The sequence below is a fragment of the Sporosarcina sp. P18a genome, assembly GCF_002743135.1.
In the GTDB taxonomy this organism is placed as follows: Bacteria; Bacillota; Bacilli; order Bacillales_A; family Planococcaceae; genus Sporosarcina.
Window position 1 is genome coordinate 116,115 of sequence record NZ_PDYQ01000002.1, and the last position, 26,176, is coordinate 142,290.

The window sequence follows — 26,176 nt, forward strand, 5'->3', positions numbered from 1 at the left end:
CTACGCCACTTCTGCTGATTACACGATTGAATTACGATAATTTGAATCGATCGACTACACTTCGCAATTCCCCAGCGATCTCATTCACTTGATTTGTAGAATCTGCTACTTGTTCCAATTCACTCTGTTGTGCGGCAGCCGATGCACTCACTTGTTCAGAAGAGGCAGCCGTCTGCTCCGAAATGGCAGAAACGTTTTGGATGGCTAGAATGGCTTCATCTTTATATTCCATCATTTCGGCAAGCTTCTCGGATAGTTCCGTGATGGATTGGCGAATTTGATCAATGATGTCCGCGTTCTGTACGAATGATTCTTCCGTGTCTGTAACGGACTGATTTTGACCGTCCATGGATTTCATGTTCAATTCAATGACATCAACTGTCTGCTGTGATTCTGACAAGATTTCTTTCACGGTTTCTTGAATTACTTCAGTTTCTCTGCGGGACTGTTCCGCTAGCTGACGTACTTCATTCGCAACAACCGCAAATCCTTTACCACTTTCACCCGCTCGAGCCGCTTCAATGCTTGCATTAAGCGCTAGAAGATTCGTGCTTGCAGTAATACCATGCAATGTTTCAATGACTTGATTAATAGATGATATTTTAGTAGTCAATGTTTGTATTTGAAGCTGTACTTTTTTATTCATTTCATTTGCTGTCGTGTTATGAACACGTAACTTTTTCACTTCTGACATTCCACTTTCAGCAGAATGAGAAGCGTCTGTAGACAACTGATTCATTGTCATGAACATCGTGTGGATATGATCCATACGGTCCGCTAAATCAGAAATTCGTAGGCTTGTTACTTCTGTATCTTCGGATTGTTTAGAAGCGCCTTGTGCAATTTCATCCGTCGCTACTGATACTTCTTGATTCGCGGCAACTAGCTCTTCGAAGGCATGCGTAACTTGCGAGGATGAATCACTCAACTGACTCGAAGACAATTGCACGGTTTGTAAGGCCGCATTCGTCTGACGCAACATATCGTTATAAGCAAGTGCTACTAATCCTATCTCATCGTGACGAATTTTCTGTTCATCTACCATCATTGTCAAGTCACCTGCAGCAGCGGTTTGCATGGATTGCTGTAAGGTTTTCAACGGTTTCAACAGTCGATAAATGAAGATCGTGGATGCGCTTGACATCAGCAACACAATCACGATTGCAGATACAATTGTAATCCACAAAATAGCGGTGAATGTTTCCAAAATCTCAGATTTCGGTGTAACAGTTTGTACTGACCATCTCTCATCGATTCCTTTTAAGTTGATTGGAGAGAAGGCATTAAATGCTTGTTCACCTAGACTCTGAGAATCTACATACATACTTGCCAATTCACCTTGATCAATATTTACTTTAGCAGCATTCCAATCGATTGCATCTGCCATATTGCTATTGTTTAGTTCAGGCTTTAGACTGTTCGCCGTAATATATCCAGCGTCTGTAATAATAGAAGCATAGCCGCCTTTTGGTTGAATCGTCTTCACCATATCAGTCAAGAAATCTATTGATATATCTGTGGTTAACAAACCAAAATAATTTCCTGATGCATCGACCATCGGAACGGAAATAGTAGTCATGAGAATCGTTTTACCATTTGTTTCGTACGGGTAAGGTTCTGTTAATATCGCACGTGCTTCATTTTTTGGAACGGTATACCAACTATTCGCTGTAGAATCATCCATTCCACTTAATGGTTCTACATCGGTAGTATTGTCTTGCTTAAAGACATATGGAATGAATTGCTGATTTTCATCTAGCAAGTTCTTTGGTAGGACTTCTCCTTCAGCGAATGCCGACTGATTAATGACTGCCGCCATTCCGGTAGCATCCTCATTTTTCTTCAAATTGTTTTTGATGATCCGAATAATTTCCTCCGGTTTCATATCACCTGTCGCTTGTAATGTTTCCAATATGTGACTAGTTGTGCGTAACATATCATTTGTTTCATTGAATTTCGCACTAAGAACAAGTGAATTTTTATTTGCACTTTCCAATGCAAATTCCTCAGCATCTTTAATGCTTTGCTTATGTAACATGAAACTGGTAACAACTGAGTATACCAAAAATAGTGATAAAAATAATGCGATAATTAGTCCTGAGAGTTTCATCGCAATACTTGCAGACTTCTTCACTTCATGAGCCCTCCTAGTAAATTATGATCAGACTAACATTATACCTTTAGTCCTTACTAATTGTATACCTTTTTAGCTGAAAGTCATATAAAAAAACCTTGTCTGGTAGACAAGGTCAAGGATTTGAGATGTTTAACGTCTCTCTATGGGCTTTCATGAATTAGTTAGTTCTTTCGGTCATTTGACGCCAAATGGAGCCTTTTGCCTCTTCGCCTTCTTCAATTCTAGCGATCGCCATACGGACTTGCAGTTTCACTTCAAATTCATTATCGTTTTCTGCTTCGTGCAGTGCGGGTAATGCTCGTTCTGTTCCGGATTCATAGAGGAACATTGCGGCACGCCAACGAACCAACTTGTTTTTATCTTGTAATAAACGGATCGCAGCGGATTCGAAACCAACATAGCCAAGGTCACTCATACAGTCTGCGGCTGTACGACGAACCGCCCAACTTTTATCTTCGAGTGCTTTTTCGATAAACGGGATGACTGTTTCATCTTCAATCATACCGAGGTAAACTGTAGCCAATCTGCGGATGGACATCTTCTCATCTTCAAGTGCCAGTGTAAGTACTGGATAATCCGAAACGTCGGGATCTGGCATTTGATCCAATAAGCGAAAGCGCGTTTCCCATTCTGGAACAGTAAATTCCGCCAATGTCACTTTCTCTCCACGAACTTTTGCTTCTCCGTCTGCCTTTTCCGCTTTTTCCACAAGCTCATGCAAGCGTGCTTCAGGATACGCGGCTTCAAGTTCTTGTACAACTTGCTCGCCCACTTCCTGCAATTCTCCGTAACGAATTCCGTAATCTACCCATTTTCGCAGTAAGATATAGTTTTCAACTTCAGAATGGTGAACGGTTTCCATCGCTTGGATGAAACGTTCACTTAATCCAAACCGAGATTCCTCATCACTGTTGAACACTTTCACTTGCAGCGGGATCTCTTTATACGTCTGTACATGAACGTAGACTTCACCGAAATGCTCGTCTATCTTCTGTTCTTCAGCTTGTTCAAGCGATTCGCCGTCTTCATTTAAAACGGAACGTACTTCGGCCAGGATGGATTCCCACGCAACATTTCCAATTCTCTCTACTGCCATAAAATCTAATACGTGATAGATTCCTTTAATTCCTTGTATAGCCAAAAGAGAACGAACCGGCTCAGGTGCCTGTGCCTCATCTTTCTTCTTATAGTTATGGCTTACTCCATCGGGCAAAGGGGTATCTAAAATAATTTTCATGGAATTTGGACTCGGTGTCGGTTCAATCGATTTGATTTTCAAGAATAATCTCCTCCAATATAATTAATCGGCTAATTCCTGTAAATAAGACCAGCGCTCGACCAGTTCTTCGTATTGTTGATTCAGCGTTACGAGTTCTTCATCCAGTTGACGAAGCTGATCATAGTCTGAGCCCGTAATCGTCATTTTTTGTTGTACCGCGGCTATTTTTTCCTCTATTCCTTCTATATCCGTTTCAATGGTTTCCCACTGACGTTTTTCCGCGTATGTCATTTTCTTTTTAGGTTCTTTAACTTCTGGAGCCGGGGCAACAACCGCAACTTTAGCTTGGGGCTTCACGTCTTTTGTACTCTTTTCTTCAAGATAATCTGAATACAAACCAAGACGTACATCGATTTCTCCCGAACCATCTAGTATCCATAGCTTACGTGAGATTCGATCCAAGAAGAAACGGTCGTGGGAAATCGTCACGACTACTCCAGCGAACGTATCAATGAACGACTCCAAAACGGATAACGTTTCAAGATCCAAGTCATTCGTCGGCTCATCCAGTAGCAAAACATTCGGCTGTTCCATTAATAACTTCAATAGATATAGACGTTTACGTTCCCCACCTGATAATTTACCGATTGGCGTTCCGTGTGCAGAGGAAGGGAATAAGAATCTCTCCAACATTTGTGTCGCGGACAATCGCTCACCATCTCCTGATTCAATGTCATTGGATGTCTCACGAATATACTCAATAATCCGCTGGTTTTCATTCATTGGTGGCAAATGTTGATGGAAATGAGCAATCTTTACGGTAGAGCCTATATCGACTTCACCGGTGTCCGGCATCGTCGTCCCATCCAGCATTTGAAGAAGTGTCGTCTTCCCTACACCATTCGGTCCGATAATCGCAATACGTTCTTTCGCTTGTAGAATAGCAGAAAAACCATTCAATATCACTTTATCGTCAAATCTTTTTGTAATATTGTTGATTTCCAACACTTTTTTACCAAGACGTGTCGTTTGTAAATCCATTTCAAAGTCCAATGACTCATCAGTCTGCTTCACTTTCGATTGAAGTTCATCAAAGCGGTCAATTCGCGCTTTCTGTTTCGTCGACCGCGCTTTAGCACCGCGGCGAATCCATTTCAATTCACTACGGTAGCGATTACGGTCTTTTTGATCCGAAGCAGCTGACATCTCTTCACGCAGTGCTTTTGACTCCAAATAATCTGCGTAATTTCCGGTATGCGAATAAAGTGTTTTATCCGCTAACTCGTAAATATGTGTAGCAACTTGATCCAAGAAGTACCGATCGTGTGTAACAAATAATACTGCTCCTTGAACATTTTGTAAGAAGTCTTGCAACCACTGAATCGATGCGACATCCAGATGGTTCGTCGGCTCGTCCAACAACAATAGATCTGCCGGTTCAATTAATACTTTAGCGAGAGCCACACGCTTCAGTTGACCGCCGGATAATTCGCCCATCTTCTTATCGAATGTCTCGATACCTAGCTTCATTAATATAGTACGTGCTAATGCATTCAAATCCCAGCCGCCCGTTGAATCCATTTCATTTTGATAGAATGAGTACCGTTCCTGATACTCCTCATTTAAAGGATCTTCGGTTAGTAGTTGCAATGCATGCTCGTAATGTAGATTTGTACGAATAACAGGTGCATCACTTTCGAATACTGCTTCCATCACGGTTAAGTCCGGATTGACAATCGGTTCTTGAGGCAAGTATGCCACACGGAACTTATTTGGATGATCCATTGTCACCGTATCCGCACTTCCCTGCCCCGAAATTATGGAGAGTAACGTAGATTTTCCCGTGCCGTTAATCCCGATCAAACCGATCTTATCTCCACTTTTTAAATTAAATGCTACATCTTTAAAAAGTGTTTTTTCTCCAACTGTTTTAGTTAATTTTTCTACCACTAAATGACTCATCCTGGCACATCCTATTCTTAAATTGCTTCTAATCTTAGTATAGCTGAAATTCAAGCAAGTTGAAAACATGCACGTTTGCGTACTATGTATGGTGGTGTTTGATGGTGAATGAAAGTGAGTGGGGTGTGAAATGGGGAGGTTGTTTTGCGAGCCATTGTAAGTGGAGAATCCATTGGCCTAACTTTGGCTCAGGTAGATGACTTTCGCAAGAAGCTACAGACAGGATGTTAGCCTGTCTATGCCCATTGCTTTGCATAAAATTCGTTATCAGTACTATCAATACGTTGATTTTCATTCAGTTAGAGCCACGCACCAATGCAGGTCAAGAGTGCGACACTTTCAAATTCTAGTATCCAAACTACGTCGAACGCCGGTCCAACACTTCTACCCATTAGACCCAAATTGTTTGAAACCTCATCTAGACTTCGGCTGATTCATGCCCGCCAGCTTCTTCACCAACTGCTCCAACAACACCGGCATCTCTCTGAACGCACTATCGATATGCAGCCGCTCCGTCTTTTGATGCGCATCCTTACCAAACGGACCCACATTCAACACCGGTGCAGTTAGCTTGCGCATATCTTCAAACGGGATCGAATACGTCGCACCATAGACTGGCGTATTCTTTGCGAACGCCTTCCAATGATCCTCTTCATCCTTATAATGCACATAACTCAAATCGCAAATTCCATTGAAATAATGTACTTGTTCAATTGTTAAATCAAATACTTGCGCACGCTCTTGCACAAACGCAATTGATTCCTTCACAAGGGGATCGTCAGACGAGTTAACAGCCGGGTAATAAGGTGGCGCATAGAATAGGACGGTCGCTGGACCTAATTCCTGGCACGCCATCATGAGCGTATCGACAATACGTATGCATTGCTCACGGTCATCCCATTCTTCTTGCAACAGCACTTCCTGTTTCAATCTGTTTACTTCATTTTTTCCTAACTGATGTTCAGCGTATGTTAATAACTCTTCAAAACGCAGTACACGAATATCTCCTAGAGGCACTGCCGACTCACGTGCACATACCGCTTTATAATGTTCAGTACACTGTGCCATCGCTTCATTCGCCACTTGTTCAAATATATTCATGATTTCAGCAGCTGTCCGCTTGAATAGGAAGACATTATATAACGCAGCTGCTCGCTGTGGTGTTTGTGTAGAGTACTGAATTTTCAAATCTTTCTGGTGCAATGTGACAGGAAGAGGTGTTGATTCGTTCTGCTCTATTTCAAGGAATAGAGGATTCCATTCCATCTTTTGTGTCAAAAAAGACGCCATATAATCTGCAGTAATCCCTTTTAAAGGTTCACCCACATGCGTTTCTTTTCCATAAAATAATGCGGCTGGCATAATCTTTCCGATTGTCCCGGAGTAAATATATTCTTTCGTATCCGCAGGTCCTTGTGAAAATGAAGGCTCTCCGTTCAAGAATAACTTAAAGCGATGCCCTTCTTGTTCTTGCAGGCGTACAAGTTCCTTTACGGCAGCACGCATCCCCGCTGAGTTCACTTCTTCGTCCGGTACTGTACACAATAATAAATTAATAGGCCAATTCTCCATACTTGCTCGTTCGATCAACTGTATATGTAAAGCCAACCCCATCTTCATATCCATCGTACCTCGGCCGAATAGATATTTTCCTGATTCTAAGTCAAGGCGCGCAGCTTCAGGCAACATATCTTTATTTTCTAGCAACTTCTTAGTCAGCTCTTCCGGATGAAATGCAAGTGGTTCAAGTGCTCCGTATTCATCCGTTTGTACAGTATCAAAATGACTGATCAACACAATCGTATCTGTGGCATCAGGATGTTCATAAAGGGCATGCACGACTTGCCGCCCGAGACCCGCATCATGAAGTGTAATATTATCAGCATTCTCAGTGAAGTATTCCAGTTCGCTCAACTTATTTTGTAGCTTCCAGGAAAAGAAACGCTCTCCTTCCGTTAACGTACGACTATCCCAACTTACTAGTTCACAAAGCAATGCACGCAGCTTTTCAGGGGTATCAAAACGGTATCGATTCATTCCATCTCCTCCTTCACGGTTAAGTAAAGTATAGCTGATTCAAAGTAAAATGAGAAAAGAACTTGTGCCCTAGGAGGCAACAAGTTCTCTTTTTATTATTTAGACGTTGAAACTAGCGGTACCCGAGCCGACTTCACTTGCTCTACTGTACGTTTCAGCTGTCGTAGATGACGTTTTTCGTGGAATCCTACGAAACGGAACCATTGAATTAACGGCACATTTCCAAAAATCGGATGCTTTAGTGATTTACAGCGAAGTTCTGTAATAGTGGCAGATTCATAGATATCCAGTAAATAATTTCTGGATGCATGCAACTTCTCTTTAATCTCTGGAATGGAAAGATGCATATCTGTTGGTTGTGTATATTCCATGAAATATGCCTTTACTAAAGGACTCGCCGATACACTGATCGGTTTTTTGAAGACACGTAAACTCTCAGGATTTTTCAATTCTTGGGCGATGTTTGTAGCAACTCGACATTCCATTAATGCTAAATGTTCTACAATTTGTTTGGGTGACCAGCCGCCATGCGATGGTGTTCCGTTAAATTCCTCATCTGTTAAGCCATCAATCAACTGCAAGATGCGTTTACGGACCTTGATATTCTCTCCAAAAACCATCAACATCTACCTCCATTTTTCCTTGTAATCCATTCTATTGCCATAGCATACGCCTTTTGTTCAAAAATTTAAAGGGAGAACGGTTAGATTTTTAGTAATGCCTGTCAATGGTGACAGATGAGTGCCAATCAGGCCTGATACAAAAGGATTTCTACCCGTTTCTATTTGTAAGATTTTCTACCTTTTTTACTAGTTCTGAAGCAGTCGGCCAGCGAGCGCTCAGTTAAATTTATCTCCTGCGCCTGTCGTATCCATAACCTGTACAGGCACTTGGAGTATTTGATCCTTATCGTGATAACAAAAATCATCCTCGCCTTGTAAAGGAAACTTGTCCGCTTGTGCAATCAAATCCATTTTTGCGCTGCCGATTACTGTAATCCTACATAGATTTTATCGACCTTATGCCGTTACATATGCCATTTCCATATAGACTGCTTGCTGACTGAAAAGTTACACTTTGTGCTAAAGTATTTACATCGACTCGTTAAACAGTATAATGAATAAATATACATCAACAAGATTATGTGCAAGGAGAGAAATACCTTGAAAAAATATACAGCTAGCACTTGGCTAGTATTCTTAATCCCGTCTATACTCGGCGTTATATTGTTCATGATTCCACTACCTTTTACAGCGGGTTGGAAAGTACCGATAGCCAAATTGGCGGATTTATTGTCAGGTTCATTGGAACCGATTATTCCACAACTTATGATGTGTTTGATCATTGTGTCTGCACTCGGATCCATACTCTATCTATTTGTTAAAAAAGATCCAAACAGACCTTCATTCTTTACAAACTTATTCAAAGTTACACCGTTTTGGACAATTACTCGAATTATAGGGGCCATCTTCGCCATCATGGTCGTCTATAAATTAGGTCCTGAAGCGATTTGGAGTGAGAATACAGGCGGGCTACTACTTGCAGGTGATGGACTCGTTTCCTTCTTGTTCAGTATCTTCTTCTTCGCAGGTCTTCTGCTTCCTTTATTACTGAACTTCGGATTGCTCGAATTCTTCGGTACGTTAATGGTGAAGGTTATGCGACCTTTATTTAAATTACCTGGACGTTCTTCCATTGATGCACTGGCTTCATGGATTGGAGACGGAACAATTGGTGTCTTACTTACAAGTAAACAATACGAGGATGGTCACTATACACAGCGTGAAGCAGCGATTATTTCGACTACATTCTCTGTTGTGTCGATTACATTTACTCTCGTCATTATTGACAAAGTTGGTCTTGGAAACTACTTCTTACCATTTTATGCGACGGTTTTGTTCACAGGAGTGATTCTTGCCTTAATTATGCCAAGAATTTATCCATTGCGTTCTATTAAGAATACGTATATTGACGATCGTGAATATTCCGAAGAGGACGAAAAACTGCCTGCCGGAACAAGCGTCTTCAAACTAGGACTCACTAGCGCACTTGATACAGCTTCAAAACAACGCTCTGTTGTGAAGACAGTTCGCGCAGGAATGCAGAACGTGCTTGACATGTGGTTCGGCGTGGCGCCAGTCGTTATGGCTTTCGGGACGGTTGCTTTAGTAATGGCTGAGTATACGAGTATATTCCGTATTCTAGGTAAGCCGTTCGAATACATCTTGAATTTCTTGCAGATACCCGAGGCTGCAGAAGCCGCACAGACGATGGTCGTCGGATTCGCAGACATGTTCTTGCCTGTTATTTTAGCGGAAGGCGTCATTACATCGCCTATTACACTATTTACGATTGCAGCTGTTTCCGTAATCCAACTAATTTACATGTCCGAAGTCGGTGGCTTGATCTTAGGTACTAAAATTCCATTGAATATTTTCGACTTACTCATCATTTTCTTGTTGCGTACAATCATTGCCTTACCAATCATTGCCGGTATTGCGCATTTGTTGTTCTAAGTAGAGTGAGAACCCGTTACTTCTTTGTGAAGTGGCGGGTTTTTTTGTTTGGGATAGAGCGGATTGCATGATGGATAGAGCGCTTCCCGATTGGCATTGAGCGGATCACTCGATTGATTGAGCACTAACCCAACAACACAGTCTGTCTTCATCACATTTCAACACAAAAAAACTGCCCTCGTTAAAGAAAGCAGCCAAATGAAACAACCTGAAAGCAACCCTGCTGGAATGTCGTGAATGTCCGCAAGTAAAGGGAGGGTTGCGTTTGGGAATTAGCGTGGCAAAGCAATGGTGGGCTTTTGTACGCTAATTTCCAATAAATAGACGTGTACAGTTTGCTTTCAAGTATTTACGCGATATACTGTGTGTGCTAACGGGTTACCGAAAGCCATCTATACAGTGGAGACCTATTCCACTGCATAGATCACAATCGGAATGCCAGCGACAAGTTTGTGCTTACCACCGTGATGAATTACCTTGTACTAACACACCAGTGATTACGAGACTAACCCCGACTAGCACACGTGGAAAGCGAAGATCTCATCTCAAATTTCCTGTATGGAGAGCGACACCGGGCCAATCATCAGGCTTAAGACAGCTGCAACTATGGGTAAACTACCACTCGTAACGAGGAAGATCATGTTTCTCGCCTGCTAACTTCTTTATCCCGTTTCATTTTTCTTGTATACAATGAGAATGTCTCTCATTAAGTAATATCATAGTCGATAATGATAATCATTGTCAAATAGATTTATGAGAATGAATACTTTGTACTAGTGGCAGGATATTTAAAACAGATGAGGGTTACGTCTACGTATAATGAGTTACTCACCGCTGAAACCTCTAAATTTCTTGAACGGCAAAAAAGCCTCGCTCCTTTGTTGGGTAGGCTTTCGTGCAACGATATCGAGTTTCGAATAGCTACGCTTGGCTAATACCTTAGATAGTTCCGTGGATTCGCCATAGTATTGTTGTTACGAGTCGTAAGCAATATCGGCTTGTATCACTTTAAAAGGCACTCGAAAAGGAGTTACTTCGAGTGCTCTGTTCGTTGTAGCATTTGCATGCGTTCATTGAACAATGTTGGATAGGAGAGTAAACCTAAGCAAACACTTGTTAATGCAGCAGTTGTTAATAATAAAAATATGACTAAGATTTGAAATTGAACAGCCTCTAAAGGATCGGCCCCAGCGATAATTTGACCGCTCATCATACCGGGCAATTGCACCAGTCCGATCGTCTTTTGGCTTTCAATTGTCGGAATCATACTTGCCTGAATCGAGCGGATCAATTGCTTATGTATCGCTTGTTTTGGTGTGCCGCCAAGTGACAAGATTAGTTCACTTTCTGGTCGATGCGCTTCTACTTCCGCCACGAAACGATTGAGGAATAAAATCGCAAGTACCATCGAGTTTCCGATCACCATACCGGTCAATGATATAATATATTGTGCAGTAGCTGGGACAATCTTGAATCCAAGTAAGATGCTTTGCGTCAACACTTCTAGCAACACAAAAGTCACAATCAGCTTCCATGTGATTCCTTTAATACCTTCTCCTTTTTTACGCGCATTTTGCACGGCCGCGCCGATCATCAAGACTACCATCAAAAAGATGAACAAATAACTTTCTGAATCAAAGACAAACTTTAATACGAAGCCGACCGCCACTAATTGCACAGTTGAACGAATCGTTGCGATAATAGTATCTTTCTCCAACTGCAATCCAAGCGTTTTGGACAGTACTAACGGTATCAACACAAATATCAGTGTTAGGAATAAGGCAGTGGCACTCATGAAAAGTCCCCTTTCAAAAAGCGATTGACCGAAGGGATATCTGAATCATCAAGTACGGATATTTCGCCGGCATCCACTAACTTCCCGTCCACCATAATCCATGCATATTGCCCCATTCTTCTCGCCTGTTCCAAATTATGCGTGATCCAGATGACAGTGATGGCATGCTTTTCATGCAGTGTACGAATCAAATCTTCCACTTCATTCAATGAAGACGGATCTAGCGCGGATGTAATTTCATCCATCAATAAAATCTTCGACTGATTCAATAATGTTCTTGCAATCGATACTTTCTGCTGCTGACCACCCGACAAGTACTGGCTGTCACGTTCGAGATACTCACCTTCAAGACCAACTTGATCTAAAATATCTAACGCTTTTTCTTTACTCAACTTCTTGCCTTGTAAACGTAGTGGCAGTGCCAAATTATCATAGACACTTCCGGCGATCATTGGTGAATTTTGTAACACCATACCCGCTTTTCGACGTAGATCGATTGGTGACATTTCATGAATTGCCTGCCCTTGTACTGTAATCTCTCCAGTAGTAGAACTCAGCAGACCGTTACACATTTTCAATAATGTCGTTTTCCCAGCACCAGAAGGACCGACCAATACCGTGATTTGATTTGTAGGGAATGATCCGGTTATCGCATCGAGAATCTTCGTGTCCCTTACTTCAAACGACACATTGTGAAAATGAATCGCAGGCTCATACAATAATTTATTCTGTTCACTATCCATCCATTTCACCTTTTCTAAACTCTTCATTCATCTATTTTCAGTAAATCCAATGGCGTAATGATGCCAAGTAGTTTCTCATCTTTACCACCTTGTTCGGTGATGAGCAGTGCTTCGAGCCGTTTCCCTGAAGCAATGGACTTTCTAAAAAACCCTTCTGCTTCATACACCGACATGGAACTTTTGACGAAACGATAGGTTTTTCTTCTTTTCTCGTGATCATATACGTCTAATAATGTCGGTATTTCCCGGGAAATGCAATCTGTTTCCTGATCAGCCAGCCAATTCATAATGCCATCTGCGGTAATTAATCCGATGAATCGACCTTTTTTGTAAATAGGCAATTGATTAATCTTCCATTCTCTTACTAAACGCAGGCCGGTGGCGAGTGATTCATCTGCTTGCACAATATGTACTTTGCCGGAGAATAAATCTTTGACTGTTAACGGATTGGCTAATTTTTCATCTATACTCTCAATCAGTTTTACAATTTCATCATGAGGCTCTGCTATAGCATAATCAAACCCCGTCCGATTATGCACAATCGCATTACGTAAACTGCCAAACTCCCGTAGATCCTCTTCATAATGAGCAACCAAAGCATGTTGTGTTTTTGCTCTATCAATCTTCTTTGAGAATGAAAAATGGTTCGGCAAATCTGTAATCTTCATCAACGATTTATCGATTCGGTTAAATGCAATGAGAAAACGCTCTGAATTTTTATGCTCCATGAATGATCGCCTCCTACTCTAGGCAAATTATAGCATATTCCACTACCATTCAAGCCTTAGAATTCCTGATATATCTTACTTCTTATGATACAAAAAAGCCGTTGCAGTACCAGACCTCGGACACTGCAACAACTTTTTATTGATTGGAAATCTGTTGAATTTGATAATCACCATACTCATCATTCACCACTGTATACAACTTTTTCTTTTCCAAAAACTGCACCGTTCCGTCTTCCTTTGTGAAATTCACTGTTTCATACGTATACACTTCAATCGATTGATTAGTATAGATCACATCAGTCACGGACGTATCAATGAATTCATAAAACTCATTTTTCACGGATAGGTCATTTAAGAAATCTAGTAGCTCACTCTCAGCTGAACTTCCAGTTGCAATATAGGGTGCAATATAATCGTAATCGTTATGGTCGATGGCCGCTTCATATTGACTTCTGAAATCATGAATGAAATACTCTACCTCTTCATCCGCCACTTCCGTATCTTGCCCATACTCTTCTGTTTCTGGCTCTTCTTCGTAAACAGATTCATCTTCTTCTGTGTCGTCATAGCCACCATAGTCCTCATAGTCAAACGAAGTATCATCCGAATCTTGATACGACTCCGGCACATAATCATCATAGACGTTGAATAACGCAGCCACCGCTTTATTGCTCATTGGCTCGTCAATCCAGTCGTCAACCTGTTTTTGCATACTATGCATCGGAATAGAAAACCCGAATACGGTATTGTCTTTATAGAGTAAGGAATTAATGCCAATCACTTTACCCGTAGTGGCATCTAGCAACGGACCGCCGCTACTGCCGTGATCAATTTGTGCATCAATCTGATAGATTTTTTCATAAATGAAATCCATTTCCATGTCACGATTCAAACCGGTCAAATACCCAATAGACGCGGTGTTCTCAAGACCTTTTGGACTCCCTAACGCAATAACCTCCGTACCGATAGGAGTCTCTTTCATCTCGGTCACAAATGGTTTCACATGTTTATTCGCTTCTGATTTGATCAGCGCGATATCATAACGATCAGAAATTCCAATGACAGTACCGTTAAAATCTTCACCCACAGAATTCTTCACCGTCACGTCGGTATAGCCTGCGACTACATGTGCATTCGTCACGATATAGCCACCAGCCTTATACAGGAAACCTGAACCTGAACCGTCTCCTGTACTAATGGTAAAAACACTCGGCAACGATTCTTTAATGAGTTCTGTTTTATCTTTCACTTGCTTCTTCGTTTCATTGACAACAGTAGGCGCCTTTTTAATCTTCAATTCGGCTTCATCTTTACTAACAAATTTTGTTTTAACGGATGCTATCGTTTCTGTCGGCCAGCGAAAACTCCAATCTGTCGCATAGCCATAGCTAATCCCACCGATCCATAATACCAAGATCATTACGAAAATAGGTTTAGTATTGCGCACCGCCCGTATCGCCTTACCACAGCCCCCACAAAAGTTCGCATCTTTTGTATTTTTATGACCACATTTCGGACAGTACATACGGTTCCCCCTCTTCCATTCCCCAATGGATTCGAATGACTTTTCTCTCTCAATTATATCATACGAACTAATACAAAAGACATACTGCAATTCAATTTACTCTAGTTCAACTATCCCTACCGACGTTGCAAATATGACTTTTAGTATTTTTTCTTTCAATATATACACCAATTCATTCTTATTGCATATTTCCAATGAAGCGGCACAGTTCTCTAACCAATTTCTACATACGCTAAAGAGAGAAGGAGGTGCATAAAAACATGTCATCTAAAAGGTTTAGACCACATCATGATTATGACGTGCCCTATATTCCGAGAAGAAAAGCACGATGTTATGATGAAAAGAAAATTATTCATATACTTGTTGATTTGACAATGGGCTCACCCGTTGAAATTACACTGAAGGATTCAAAGGAAGTACAACATAACGGATACTACTTACAATTCGACAGAAAAATTCGTACCGTCCACTTTCAACCATTTGGTGATTCGGAAGTCCAGATGATTGATGTAGAAGATATTTGTACTATTAGATATGGTTCCTGAAAGAACAAAAAAATGTACACAGCGCACTGTGTACATTTTTTTGTTCTATTTGGCTGGGTTTCTTGTCTGATGCTTTTATTAATAGGTTTCTTATTTTCTGTATATAGCTTTCAGAGCGCTCGCAGACCAGGAATGATCACTAAGTCAAAATCTAAATCGCTACATCACTACATCACTCCAGTTCATCAGCATGCGGCATCGCGGAAAGCGCACCGACTTTCATTGCGCATAGCGCCCCCATTTGATTGCCGAACTCGATATGTGCAAGCATTTCTTCGTGTGATTCTGGCTTGCCATTTAGATGAAGACCGCGAAGTACACCCGCTAAGAAAGCATCTCCTGCTCCTGTTGTATCTACGGGATCGATGGGTTCAACCGCTACATGATGTTGTGCTCCTTCAATGACGGCAAGAGTCCCCGCTTCGCCCATCGTCAGCATGACAACAGGAATTTTATATGCGGACAGTCGCTCTAGTGCTTTTTCTATACTCGATTCTTGCATAAGAAACACGAGTTCTTCTTCGGTAAGTTTAAGTAAGTCTGTTTGATCTAAAAATGAAAGGATCGTATCTCGACATTTCTCCTCGCTCTCCCAACGTAACGGACGTATATTAGGATCTACTGAGAGATAAAGATTGTGTTCTTTTGCCAATTCGACAGCTCTCTTCGTTGTTGCCAAAGCGGTTGGCTGGAACATCGTACCGGAGCATATATGTAAAATTGAAGCATTTTGGAAAGCTTGTTCTTGTAAATCACTCGGTTGGACTTGAAGATCAGGTGTGTCGTCTATGTATTTTACAAATACTCGATCGCATTCTGGAGTCAAATGCACATAAACACGATTGACTTTCTTCTTTGGTGAACGGACAGCAAACGTTATATCGACTCCTTCTTGACGCAGCTGATTTTCTGCAAATACCGAGTCCTCGTCTTCTCCAATTACGGTGATTAATGAAGATTTTGCACCTAGGCGGGAGATACCCGCTGCTACATTGATTGTTGCTCCGCCGAGGAATGTAGAGAATTTGGTGTTCGTTTCATCTGTTGCGATATAGTCTACAAAAATGTCCCCGTATATTAGGACGTGTTTTTCTTGTGAATGAGTCATATGATGGATCTCCCTTGGGCGTTTCTTTCTATACTATCACAGAAAAAAGCCATCTTCTCTGATTATCTATCGATCAGAGAAGATGGCTATGTGTAGTTAATTAGGTTTTAAAATATGTTGCTTTGTTTCAAGGAGATTTCCATATTTATCATACATACGGAATGTGACCGTTGAATTCGCCGGGAAATTCGAACTGATTAAGCTGAATTTCTTATCTCCTTCAAAATGCATGTTATACGTATTGTTAACCGTTACTTTATAAACGTCTGTCGACACATCGACTTTAATCGTATGGAGATTCAAGAACTGCACAAAGGCAACTTTTACGTCGTTTAAGTAATTTGTCGAGACGACATTGACTTCAACACTTACCGTAAATCCGCTGTCCCCAATCTTCCCTTTCGCAATCACTATTCCGATTTTCGATGTATCTATTGGTCCCCAGCTGACTGCTTCTTTGCCTGTTGTTTTGTCTTTGTACGTGACATTCACTTTTGTTGGTAGTTCAGGAGTACCGTTCAATTTGACGTTGATTGGCAGTGGTTTTTCGACGGACAAGATATTAGAATCAATGACCTGCATACTGAATTTCCGTTTTTCTATATCACCGACTGCATCAGTTACTTGAATATCGAAAATGAACGTTCCTGCACGAGTTGGTAATCCGCTAATTTCACCCGTCTTTTCATTCAATATCAAGCCTGCAGGGAGAGTACCTAAGCGCTTGAATGAATAAGGTGCACGACCATTCATAGCCGTTACTTGCTCACTATATTCGCTTTTTAATACAGCGTTATCAAACTCTTTAGATTGAACTGCCAAGAATGTAGAGCGCGTGCCTGCGATATAGTCTAGGATGATTTGTGCATCTTCTTGAGTCAATACTCCATCTCCATTTACATCAGCAGACAAGAAAGCTTCACGATCTGTAATTGGATTAGTCAAATGCTGTAGGATTCGGATAGCCGCTGCGGAAGTCGGCTTATTATTCCCTACCACGTCACCGACTGGCATCTTACGCACAATTTTTCCGTTCATGGGTGTCACAATGACATCTTGAAATAAACGACCTTTCATGTTTAACGATGTAATGGAAAGATCGACAGAATCCCCAGCCTTAAATGAAGATGAGAGTTCGTACACTAAATAACCTACTATCATTTTATTTCCAGTCAAACGTTCTTCTTTTCCTGAAATTGGAACAAAGTTTAAATCCAATGTATTATTCGTGATAATTGATCTCGTCCGGAATTTTTGATCATCAAAAGCTGATGTTGGTCGGAAACTTTTCAACGTAACTCCTTTATCTGTAGGAGGCCCAGTGATCACAAAGTTTCCTGACGTTAAATACGAAGTGTCCCGAATGGTAATCGGTACTTCTACTGTTGTACCGAGTGAACGACTTTCGCCGACTTCCAGTATCTCTGCGTATGTTGACTCTGTCATAAAATCTGATACTCCGACTGCGACCATCACTAGTAGAAATAATAAAACTTTATTCATTATATTTTTCATATCCTTCACCTCAATTCACCTTAAACTTAAGCCGTACTGGCTGAGTTAATTTTGCACCATTAATTGACCGAAGCTGATCCGTAATTTCTAATGTATACGTAGAGCGTATATAGGATCCAATTGGCTTTACCCAGAACTGTGTGTCATTAGCTACTACTAATTCAATAGGAAAATCTGTGGTTCCACGCTTTAAGCTGACAGCGCTTGTGTTCAATGTCGCCGGATTGTATGGTTTGCTTAATGTAATAAGCCATGGCTTATCCACTTCAACTGAATTCGGATGCGTGGATTCCTTGCCCACGAATGGTTTGATTTGTCCATTTATTAATTGCGTTGTAATGCGCTTGCCTTGTTCATTATACAATTCCACGTTTTGTAGCGTTAGATTATGTACATTCCCATAACCTGCAGACAGTACGGTGGCTTTCACTTCCATTACAGTATCATCAATCACACTGCCATTGGATTTTGCAAACGACATAGAAATTTTCCCTGCCGCATCGCTCCCTCCGGCTACTAGATATTGAGACAGTGTATCCGTCATTTTGACATCCGAGGCATTGATTTTTAACTGATCCGGATTATAAAGTATATCGAATGAACCGCCTGCAATTTTTTCATCACTGCTAATAAATACAGATAATGTTGTAGAGCCGCTTCTTTCTATAAAGGCTGTTGATACACCGACCGCCGTTTTTTTCACAGTTGCTTTTGCCGATATAGTTGGGATAAATAGTAGTAGAATACTGAACATTAGTAGAATCTTAATTTTTTTCATCGCATATATTTGGGCGTACCTGTGCACACCCTGCCTCCTTTTCATCATCTGGCGCTAAACCGTAATTGTTTCGGTGAGTATTCATCTAAAATCTGGTTGAATAATGCTGGTTCTTCTAACAATCTCTTGATTGAGTAATAACCGGCTGACACACCGGCAGTTGATGTGAAGTTTACCGGATAAGTAGTTCCAATTCGTTCGAGTTCATTGGATGCAGCATCATATGCGATAACTTCTACATAGTCGGTGACTTTCATGGATGCGCGGTTGAATAGATAATTAGCATTCACCTTATTAGTACCCAATGTACTGCCGTTAACCCGAACTTCAACACGTATAACGCCACTGCCTGTTTCAATTGTTCCACCTGATAACATACCTGAATTTGTAAATGTTAATTTCTTGATATAATTTCCTGGTACAACAATTCCAATGTTGTTAATATCATACAGTCCACCCATAATATTATCGTAGCGTTCATTATCACTGACGAAATCGTCAAGAGTTTTAATACCCTGCAGTAAATCATTCTGACCCAATACTTTCACCACAGCTGAATCTATCAATCCCCCATCCGCTGTAGTTGCAACAATACTCGTTTCCCCCTTTGCACGGGGTGTTACAATTCCGCCCGGATTCACTTCTGCAACAGCCGGATTAGTCGATGTCCAGTTTACTTGCTGATTCGTTGCATTCGTCGGATAAACTGTATATCCAATTGCGATTTTCTCAGGCTTATACCCCCCAGAATCATTTTCCGTAAAGATGATTTCATGTCTATCTAATTTAATAGAAGTAACTTTCCCGCCAGATCCAGGACCGATCTTCACTTCTACTGTATAGACGCTTTTCGTTCCGTCAACAGCAGTCACCTGTATCTTTACTTCTCCTGTACCATCAGAAGCCAAGGTCCTGTCCAAAATATCGACGATTGCATTACGATCCTGCGGGCGCGCATCAACTTTTACTGTTTGAGCTCCGCCTGCTGGGTAATCATCTGCCGGTACTTCAAATCTGAAATAATTCTTTACAGCCGGTGTGAAGCCGGGAACTGCTTTGTCGTTAATCGAAAGACTGACCAAATTGGCATTGGCCGATTTTACGACTTCATTCAGCTGATTCCACCGAATATAGGAGTCCATCGGGTAATCTGCCAACCTGCCATGTAACTCCAGCAAATTAAATGTAAAACCTTTCGCCTGCGCACTGATCTTCCCTTTGTTCATCAACGCTACTTTATGTCTGCCTTCTGCATGGAAATTATAGCGACTGTAGTCTTTTTCGTACTGTAACATCCTATCTGAATAAATCGGATGTCCTTCTCCGTCACCCGTTTGAGTGAATGTACCTTCTATTTTTAGCACACCGTCCGTCAAATGCCCCTGGTCATTCATTGGCTTGCTGAGATGTATGTATGCTCGTGTGGCATGGTTCCGTTTACTCGCTGTCGAGAAATCGCCATGAACATGAACATAATCTCCGTCGCCTTCGCCATATTGAGGAGTAGCTGTATCCATTGAACCTTTGATCATGGTCAGCCAGCCGTCAACAATTGTATAATCTCCATAAATTTTAACCGTCCCGTGATTAACGAATAATTGTCCATCGACTTGCCTGACGTGACCTTTATTATTAGTCATCTCCATGGATTCTTTAGACCCTACTTGCAACAACCCACCGCCTACATCTAGGGATTTATTCTCCGTAAACGCATCGTCAAGTAAAGGTCCTCCATTGATTGTCAGATTACCGTCTACTTGTAGCTTGCCTCCCTGCACATTAAAGCGACCTTTTTGTTCCAAATCACTTTTCGCATGGAATGTTCCACCATTTAGATCTATATGACCTTCTTGCAAAATGGTTGATGTAATTAATGCTTCCTGGCCGTTTAGATTTACATAGCCGTGAGTTCTTTGTGTATAGGAGCCAAGCGTCAGTTCAGGCGCGGCTGAATTTTTATAGTTTCCATTCACTACAATTGAACCGTCTTGTTTTACATTTCCCGTCACATTCAGCTGGCTGTTATTCAGCCGGATGCTCGAACCTGATTTTTGATCTAGATTCTCCGCCTTGATGACAGCACCATTGACAGCACGGAGCTCTGTACATTTCAGCATGACTAAATCATTCTCCACAGTTAAGCTATAACCATTCAAATCGATTTTCACGTTTTCATGTACAAGCAACCCTTTTGGCTCCGTTACATTACTTGTCAACGTCCAGTCACTGCGAATTTCACGCCCCGGAAAGCTAACAATTTCTTGCTGTAAATTGGAAAGAACTTTTCTTAAGTACGCTGCATTCACTGCGGTATTGAAATTCCCGCCTGTTATCGTTGAGATTTTCCTTAATGTCGTTTCATCGATACTAGATGATGGCGTACTGCCAAAACTGATTGTATGAATTTGAATATCCTTCTCATACGCTTCATTAGCGAGCGACAGATTTTTCTCATTGTGTATAGACGTGCCAACAGTCATCAGTATAATAATTTTATCATTTATAGATTTTGTATCAGACAAGTCACGAATCGCTTTTTCCAAGCCCACACTTGCATTATTTGCATTTTTATCGGAGTATACCGCTAACTCTTTCAGTGCGGCTTTTGCCTGATATTTATTGGATGATAACGGGAATGGCTTTGTTACGGCTTCATTGAAACCAACTACACCGAAACGATCCAATGAACCCCCCTGATCCACTACATACAATGCTTCCGTAATTCTGTGCTGCTCCGGATCTTGTGCTTGCATTGCGGGAGTATCCTGAATGACAAAGACAATATCCTTACCCCTTTCTACTCCACAACTTTTAGCGGTATCATTTTCAGCCGCTTTGGTCTCCAAAGGCTGCGTCACTGAAAGCATAACCAGAAACAGTGACAGCATAGCAATGATTTTCCTATGTATCTTCATTTTCCAACTTCCTTCCCGATAATAAAGATAGAGCGTTATTTCCTCTTCATAGTATCCACATACTAGAAACCCACACATAAAAGGAGAATTTACTATGCGATTACGTATTGTTACTGCCGTCGCGTTACTGTGTTTCCTGCTGACAAGTCTATTCAGTAATCAAATCAGTTACGCAGCAGATATCGAGCCGGTTACCGATCCTGTAAAGCCATGGACTATCACATTTTCAAAAGAAGTATCTGATCAAAAAGCCAATCTGGAACTCATTACTATACAAACTCAAAATAACAATCTGTCTCTTTCTCTATCGGCAGATTTTGATAAAGTTATAGTAAAACCGAAAAATCCATACTTGTTTGGCGAACGCTATACATTGACGATTCCAGCTAGTTTTAAAGCTGCTTCAGGCAAAACTCTTAACAAACCAGTAACGAAGGAATTTGAAATGACAGGTACATACATATCAGATGTGTCCGCCACGATGAACCCTTTAGCAACTTCAGTTTCCGTTAAAGTAAAACCGGAAATAGCAGCAGTGTCCTATTCGATTAATAATGGGAACTCGATCAAGTTGCTACGGGATGGTGCCGATTCCTTCTCCAAAGGACAGATCGGTCTGGCGAAAGGTAATTTATTGACGATAATGGTATTAGATGAAGCGAACCACATGATGGAGACGCAGTATTATGAGGTTAAATAAGAAAGGAATGAAGAGGATGAAAAAGTTTTTCCCTGCGTTTTTGGCTTTTTTGTTGGTGTTTTCTACTGTTGGGCCGTTGCCTGGGGTGGCTGTTACAGAAGATACAGAAAAAGTTTTTCCAGGTAGTGTTAACGGTAGTGTTGTAAACGAGAATAATACTGGTACAGTTACTGTAAAAATGAATGGTGGAAATACCGATTGGACAATAACACTTAGAAAACTATATGGAAATAAGGACCAACAAGGCATGGTATTAGATAATAGTTCGGTCTTCACTAACGTTCCAGCAGGACTCTACATTGTCCGGGCAGAAAAAGATACTAATGTTATTAGAGAGTCTGCTCCTATTATGGTCAAACCCAAATCACTTACAGTTTCAAGTAACGGTAACGGTAATATTATCACTACTCTTCAAAATCCTTATAACGTTAAAATTGAAAACGCGTTTCCTTCAAGTACTATTAAGCTCTATATTAAAGATGCTGTGGATAATCCCTATCGTGAAACTACAGCCAGCGCCAATGGAAATGCGGTGTTTGGTGTATCAGACGCCATCGATGCACGTTCTAATTACTATCTCACACAAACAATTAATGGAGCTGTAAGTGACGATTCAGAACTATTCACTGTTTACCCTAGTAAATTGACAATTGAACGAATGAAAAACTCTGGTTCTTCGAATAATGAAGGCTCGATTTTAGTGAAAAATATAAAAGCAAAAAGCAAAATCGTTCTTCATAGCGGCGGACTTCCAGTAGGAGATGAAATAACACCTCCTACCAATCAATTCACATTCAAGGAACTCCCTGCAGGCAAATATACGGTTACACAAAAAGAGAATGGTGTCCAAAGTTCACCATCGAATGAGATTGAGATTTATAACGAACAACTTCCAATTATTAATTTAAATGGTGACGCAAATTTAGAAATACGCTATGGGATTAATTCGAATGATATCGTGTCTAGTGTTAAATATACTGAAGCTGGATATAAGGTGACTGATAAGAATAAGAAGGTTTATGAAGGCAAAGAAACAGCTTTTTTTTGTGAAAGCGGAAGTGCGGTAGTCTTACCATGCACACCTTTAAAAATGAAAGTAGAAGTTACGGGTGATCTTATAAACGAATCCAACAGAACAATTCCTGGTAAGTATACAGTGACCTATAAAGCAACAGATGGAGAGTTTGACAATTTAAGTAAAACTATTCAACGTAATGTAACAGTATATCCGAACAAAGTGAATATTTATAAAGAAGATACTGATTATCAAACGGAAATAGCCTTTAATCAACGTAAGACCGGTACCATAACTGTTAAAGGTGTATATGGTGGTGCAAATTTAAAGCTCTATCAACGAACTACAGATGGTAGTACATCTGAAATTCAATCTAAAATTGATAAAGTTAGTGACGGTGAATATAAATTTAGTAATGTTCAAGTTGGACAAGGCTATTACGTCGTTCAGACTGTAAATAATGTAGAAAGTCTTTCGTCAACTGAGATTGAAATTCGCGATAATACATCCCCAGTACTAACTCTTATTAACGATAAGGAAATAACTTTGGAAGTCGGAGACCAGTATATTGAATATGGTGTCACTGCTTTAGATAATATTGACACACCTGAAGAGCTTGCTGAGAAAATTGTTGTTACCGGCAAAGTAAATACCGAAAAGCCTGGAATCTACAAAATTACTTACAACGTAAGAGATAAAGCAGGAAATGAGGCAGTACTATTAGAAAGAACTATCATTATAAACCCTCGTCCTGTAATAGCAATCGGAAGCACTGCAATAACTGGTGAAGTCGGTGTGAAAAATATATACCCAGGAACATCCAACCCTAACTCGTCAACTACTCTTAAACTCTTTAAACTTAATGAAGATGGTCAGACCTCTACTATTAGTGGCGAAATAGAATTGAACGCAGAAGAAAAAACATACGTATTTAAAAATGTAGTGCCTGGTCGCTATTATGTAACACAAACGGTTAGTAAACAAGAAAGCCGCCAATCAAACGTTATAGAGATAGTCGATCTTGATAAGCCATACATCACATTAAACGGTCCTGAAAAGCTTTCGTACGTTATTAATCAATCAAAAGAACCTTACTATACAGAAGGCAGTCCTTTACGATTCGATGATCCCGGTATGGTCGCCAAGGATTATTTAGAGGTTGATTTAGAAAACTCTACTAAATTCATCACACCTGATGGAGTTGAGAGCGATTGTAGTATGAATTCTAAGTGTCTTACCTCATTTGGCCAGCCAGGTTTGTATAAAATTAGATACAGCTCAATTGCACGCAATAGAAAATCAAAAGCAGACGATAAGTTTCGATTTATCACAGTAGCACCAAAGCAAACGACAAAACCAGAAGTAGAAGTAGATATATCTAATAAAATTCATATACTTACTGCAACTGTAGACACATATACAACACCTACTATTGCAAAACTTTATAACTCATATAATCAATATATCGGAACTGGTACGATAACTGGTTCCACTGCCACATTCAAAGATGTTCCAGCAGGCATTGGCTACTACGTCACACAAACAGTAAATGGAATTGAAAGTGCCCCTTCTCTACCTGTGAATGTTAATGTCTTTGAAGATGCAAAACCGACTGCATTAATTACCTCTTTCAACTTTGAAAAAGTAGATGCAATTAGTGTCATTGACCATAAGGCTGGGGAAATTCGTGTAACAGTACCTAAAACAGCAATTTTAAAAAGCTTAACGCCTATCATTACAAGTATTGGAACTATCACACCGAATCCACAAGTGAAAACAGACTTTTCGGATGGCAAACCTAAATCTTACAGTGTAGTAAATTCAGCAGGCAACAAATCGACTACGAAGACCTACTCTGTTACAGTAAAACACGCGGCGAACAGTTCGGTCGGTAGCCTGCCGCTTGAAAAAGACGGAGTACTTACGCCACTATCCCCTTCCGTTTCACTTAGTCCTACTGAAATGGATATGGCAAAGGAACATGGTGTAACATTTATAACAAAAGATAAAAAAGTGGAAGCCCATGTCCCGTCAAGTAACGTAATAGAATCCGGACACTCTACTTTTACATTGAAACAATCTCTTGCCGGCGAATCGTATGAAGTAAGCTTTGGTAACTTATCCCGCTTCATGCAACCGATTGAGTTGAAGCTACCAAAATCGGGAACTAAAGTATTGGCGAAACTGGTTGATGGATACACAGTTGCCGTGCCAAGTGCAACTACTACCACATCAACTATAGGTCTTGTTAATGAACCGGGAACGTACGCCCTGGTTGACAGTGTGGGTGCACCACGTATTAATCGAGCGGCAACAGGTAGTGTGGCGTATACATTGCAGTTAGCTCTATTTGAAACAGCTGGCACAATTTATTACACAACAAGTAGTGAAGATATATCATTCACTACTAGTCCACATTCAACTAACGCTCAATTAAAAAATAAATATGTAGCTACAGCTTCACCTGCTGATATTCTGAAGTGGACGAAATATACGCCTAACGACAAGATTTCAACTCAAACAGGTGAGTTATATGCGGTCGTTGTAAAGGGAAATCAAATCAGCCAGATCACGGCCCTCGAAGCCGAACCGCCAGTTGACTGGAGCAAAAATATACCTTCTTACGATACGCATAAAGTTCTGAACATCAATTTCAATGCTCGAGTAGACCGCGAAGCGTTGTACTCCGGCCTGATCTATGTTATAGATAATGCAACTAATGAAAAAGTAGATACTACCTTGCAAATGAGTGGCGACGGTAAGACAATTTATGTCGTTCCACAAAAGGCTTACACTCGAGGTAAGCAGTATACCCTGCATATCGACCGTCAATTCAAAGGAAATACGAAGAATAAGGAATTCTTGAAAAAGTCTTTACTTCAAACATTTAAAATCAACTGATGGCAAAAAGGAGTTGCACCCATATGGGACAACTCCT

Annotated in this window: 18 protein-coding genes; 4 read left to right on the plus strand and 14 right to left on the minus strand. The window is 40.7% G+C overall.

What is annotated here, in order from left to right; all coding sequences use genetic code 11:
* Positions 1-31 precede the first annotated feature (31 nt).
* The 6 genes from CSV75_RS08170 to CSV75_RS16645 form a co-directional block, all read right to left on the minus strand.
* On the minus strand, positions 32-2,134 hold the full coding sequence (locus CSV75_RS08170; RefSeq protein ID WP_099675439.1) for a methyl-accepting chemotaxis protein: 2,103 nt from the start codon (positions 2,132-2,134) through the stop codon (positions 32-34).
* A 160-nt stretch (positions 2,135-2,294) separates the two neighbouring features.
* The gene (locus tag CSV75_RS08175) at positions 2,295-3,416 is read right to left on the minus strand and encodes a virulence factor (protein WP_099675440.1); all 1,122 of its coding nucleotides are present in this window, start codon (positions 3,414-3,416) and stop codon (positions 2,295-2,297) included.
* Positions 3,417-3,437: 21 nt separating this feature from the next.
* A complete protein-coding gene (locus CSV75_RS08180) occupies positions 3,438-5,318 on the minus strand; it encodes an ABC-F family ATP-binding cassette domain-containing protein (protein WP_099675441.1) in 1,881 nt (626 codons plus the stop codon).
* 414 nt (positions 5,319-5,732) lie between these two features.
* Positions 5,733-7,355, minus strand: a complete 1,623-nt coding sequence (locus CSV75_RS08185) for a M20/M25/M40 family metallo-hydrolase (protein ID WP_099675442.1) — start codon at positions 7,353-7,355, stop codon at positions 5,733-5,735.
* A 95-nt stretch (positions 7,356-7,450) separates the two neighbouring features.
* Complete coding sequence (locus CSV75_RS08190; RefSeq protein WP_099632217.1) at positions 7,451-7,975, minus strand: DinB family protein; 525 nt, start codon at positions 7,973-7,975, stop codon at positions 7,451-7,453.
* 219 nt (positions 7,976-8,194) lie between these two features.
* Complete coding sequence (locus CSV75_RS16645; protein WP_255406636.1) at positions 8,195-8,329, minus strand: hypothetical protein; 135 nt, start codon at positions 8,327-8,329, stop codon at positions 8,195-8,197.
* Between the two features lie 189 nt (positions 8,330-8,518).
* On the opposite strand from CSV75_RS16645, the gene CSV75_RS08195 reads away from it, so the two are divergent.
* Positions 8,519-9,871, plus strand: a complete 1,353-nt coding sequence (locus tag CSV75_RS08195; protein WP_099675443.1) for a YjiH family protein — start codon at positions 8,519-8,521, stop codon at positions 9,869-9,871.
* Between the two features lie 1,030 nt (positions 9,872-10,901).
* On the opposite strand, the gene CSV75_RS08200 is transcribed toward CSV75_RS08195, so the two are convergent.
* The 4 genes from CSV75_RS08200 to CSV75_RS08215 form a co-directional block, all read right to left on the minus strand.
* The gene (locus CSV75_RS08200; protein ID WP_099675444.1) at positions 10,902-11,666 is read right to left on the minus strand and encodes an ABC transporter permease; all 765 of its coding nucleotides are present in this window, start codon (positions 11,664-11,666) and stop codon (positions 10,902-10,904) included.
* Positions 11,663-12,409, minus strand: coding sequence for an ABC transporter ATP-binding protein (locus tag CSV75_RS08205; RefSeq protein WP_099675445.1), 747 nt, complete (start codon positions 12,407-12,409; stop codon positions 11,663-11,665). Before CSV75_RS08205 ends, CSV75_RS08200 begins: the two co-directional genes overlap by 4 nt.
* Positions 12,410-12,432: 23 nt before the next feature.
* Positions 12,433-13,137, minus strand: coding sequence for a CBS domain-containing protein (locus CSV75_RS08210; protein ID WP_099675446.1), 705 nt, complete (start codon positions 13,135-13,137; stop codon positions 12,433-12,435).
* 136 nt (positions 13,138-13,273) lie between these two features.
* On the minus strand, positions 13,274-14,662 hold the full coding sequence (locus CSV75_RS08215; RefSeq protein ID WP_099675447.1) for a trypsin-like peptidase domain-containing protein: 1,389 nt from the start codon (positions 14,660-14,662) through the stop codon (positions 13,274-13,276).
* Between the two features lie 260 nt (positions 14,663-14,922).
* On the opposite strand from CSV75_RS08215, the gene CSV75_RS08220 reads away from it, so the two are divergent.
* A complete protein-coding gene (locus CSV75_RS08220) occupies positions 14,923-15,207 on the plus strand; it encodes a hypothetical protein (RefSeq protein ID WP_099675448.1) in 285 nt (94 codons plus the stop codon).
* A 172-nt stretch (positions 15,208-15,379) separates the two neighbouring features.
* On the opposite strand, the gene CSV75_RS08225 is transcribed toward CSV75_RS08220, so the two are convergent.
* The 4 genes from CSV75_RS08225 to CSV75_RS08240 all read right to left on the minus strand — a co-directional run bounded on the left by CSV75_RS08225 (position 15,380) and on the right by CSV75_RS08240 (position 21,523).
* Positions 15,380-16,315 carry a carbohydrate kinase family protein gene (locus CSV75_RS08225; protein WP_099675449.1) on the minus strand — a complete coding sequence of 312 codons (936 nt, stop codon included), beginning with the start codon at positions 16,313-16,315 and terminating at the stop codon, positions 15,380-15,382.
* A 96-nt stretch (positions 16,316-16,411) separates the two neighbouring features.
* Positions 16,412-17,818: a putative Ig domain-containing protein gene (locus CSV75_RS08230; protein WP_158231629.1), complete on the minus strand. Its 1,407-nt coding sequence runs from the start codon at positions 17,816-17,818 to the stop codon at positions 16,412-16,414.
* A 22-nt stretch (positions 17,819-17,840) separates the two neighbouring features.
* A complete protein-coding gene (locus tag CSV75_RS08235; RefSeq protein ID WP_144034773.1) occupies positions 17,841-18,635 on the minus strand; it encodes a cohesin domain-containing protein in 795 nt (264 codons plus the stop codon).
* Positions 18,636-18,652: 17 nt separating this feature from the next.
* The gene (locus CSV75_RS08240; RefSeq protein WP_158231630.1) at positions 18,653-21,523 is read right to left on the minus strand and encodes a VWA domain-containing protein; all 2,871 of its coding nucleotides are present in this window, start codon (positions 21,521-21,523) and stop codon (positions 18,653-18,655) included.
* A 94-nt stretch (positions 21,524-21,617) separates the two neighbouring features.
* Here CSV75_RS08240 and CSV75_RS08245 point away from each other — a divergent pair, with 94 nt between their 5' ends.
* Together CSV75_RS08245 and CSV75_RS08250 are read left to right on the plus strand one after the other, a co-directional pair.
* Positions 21,618-22,223, plus strand: a complete 606-nt coding sequence (locus CSV75_RS08245; RefSeq protein WP_099675453.1) for an Ig-like domain-containing domain — start codon at positions 21,618-21,620, stop codon at positions 22,221-22,223.
* 16 nt (positions 22,224-22,239) lie between these two features.
* Positions 22,240-26,139 (plus strand): DUF5011 domain-containing protein, encoded by a 3,900-nt coding sequence (locus CSV75_RS08250; protein WP_158231631.1) that lies wholly within the window; start codon positions 22,240-22,242, stop codon positions 26,137-26,139.
* The last annotated feature ends 37 nt before the right edge of the window (positions 26,140-26,176 follow it).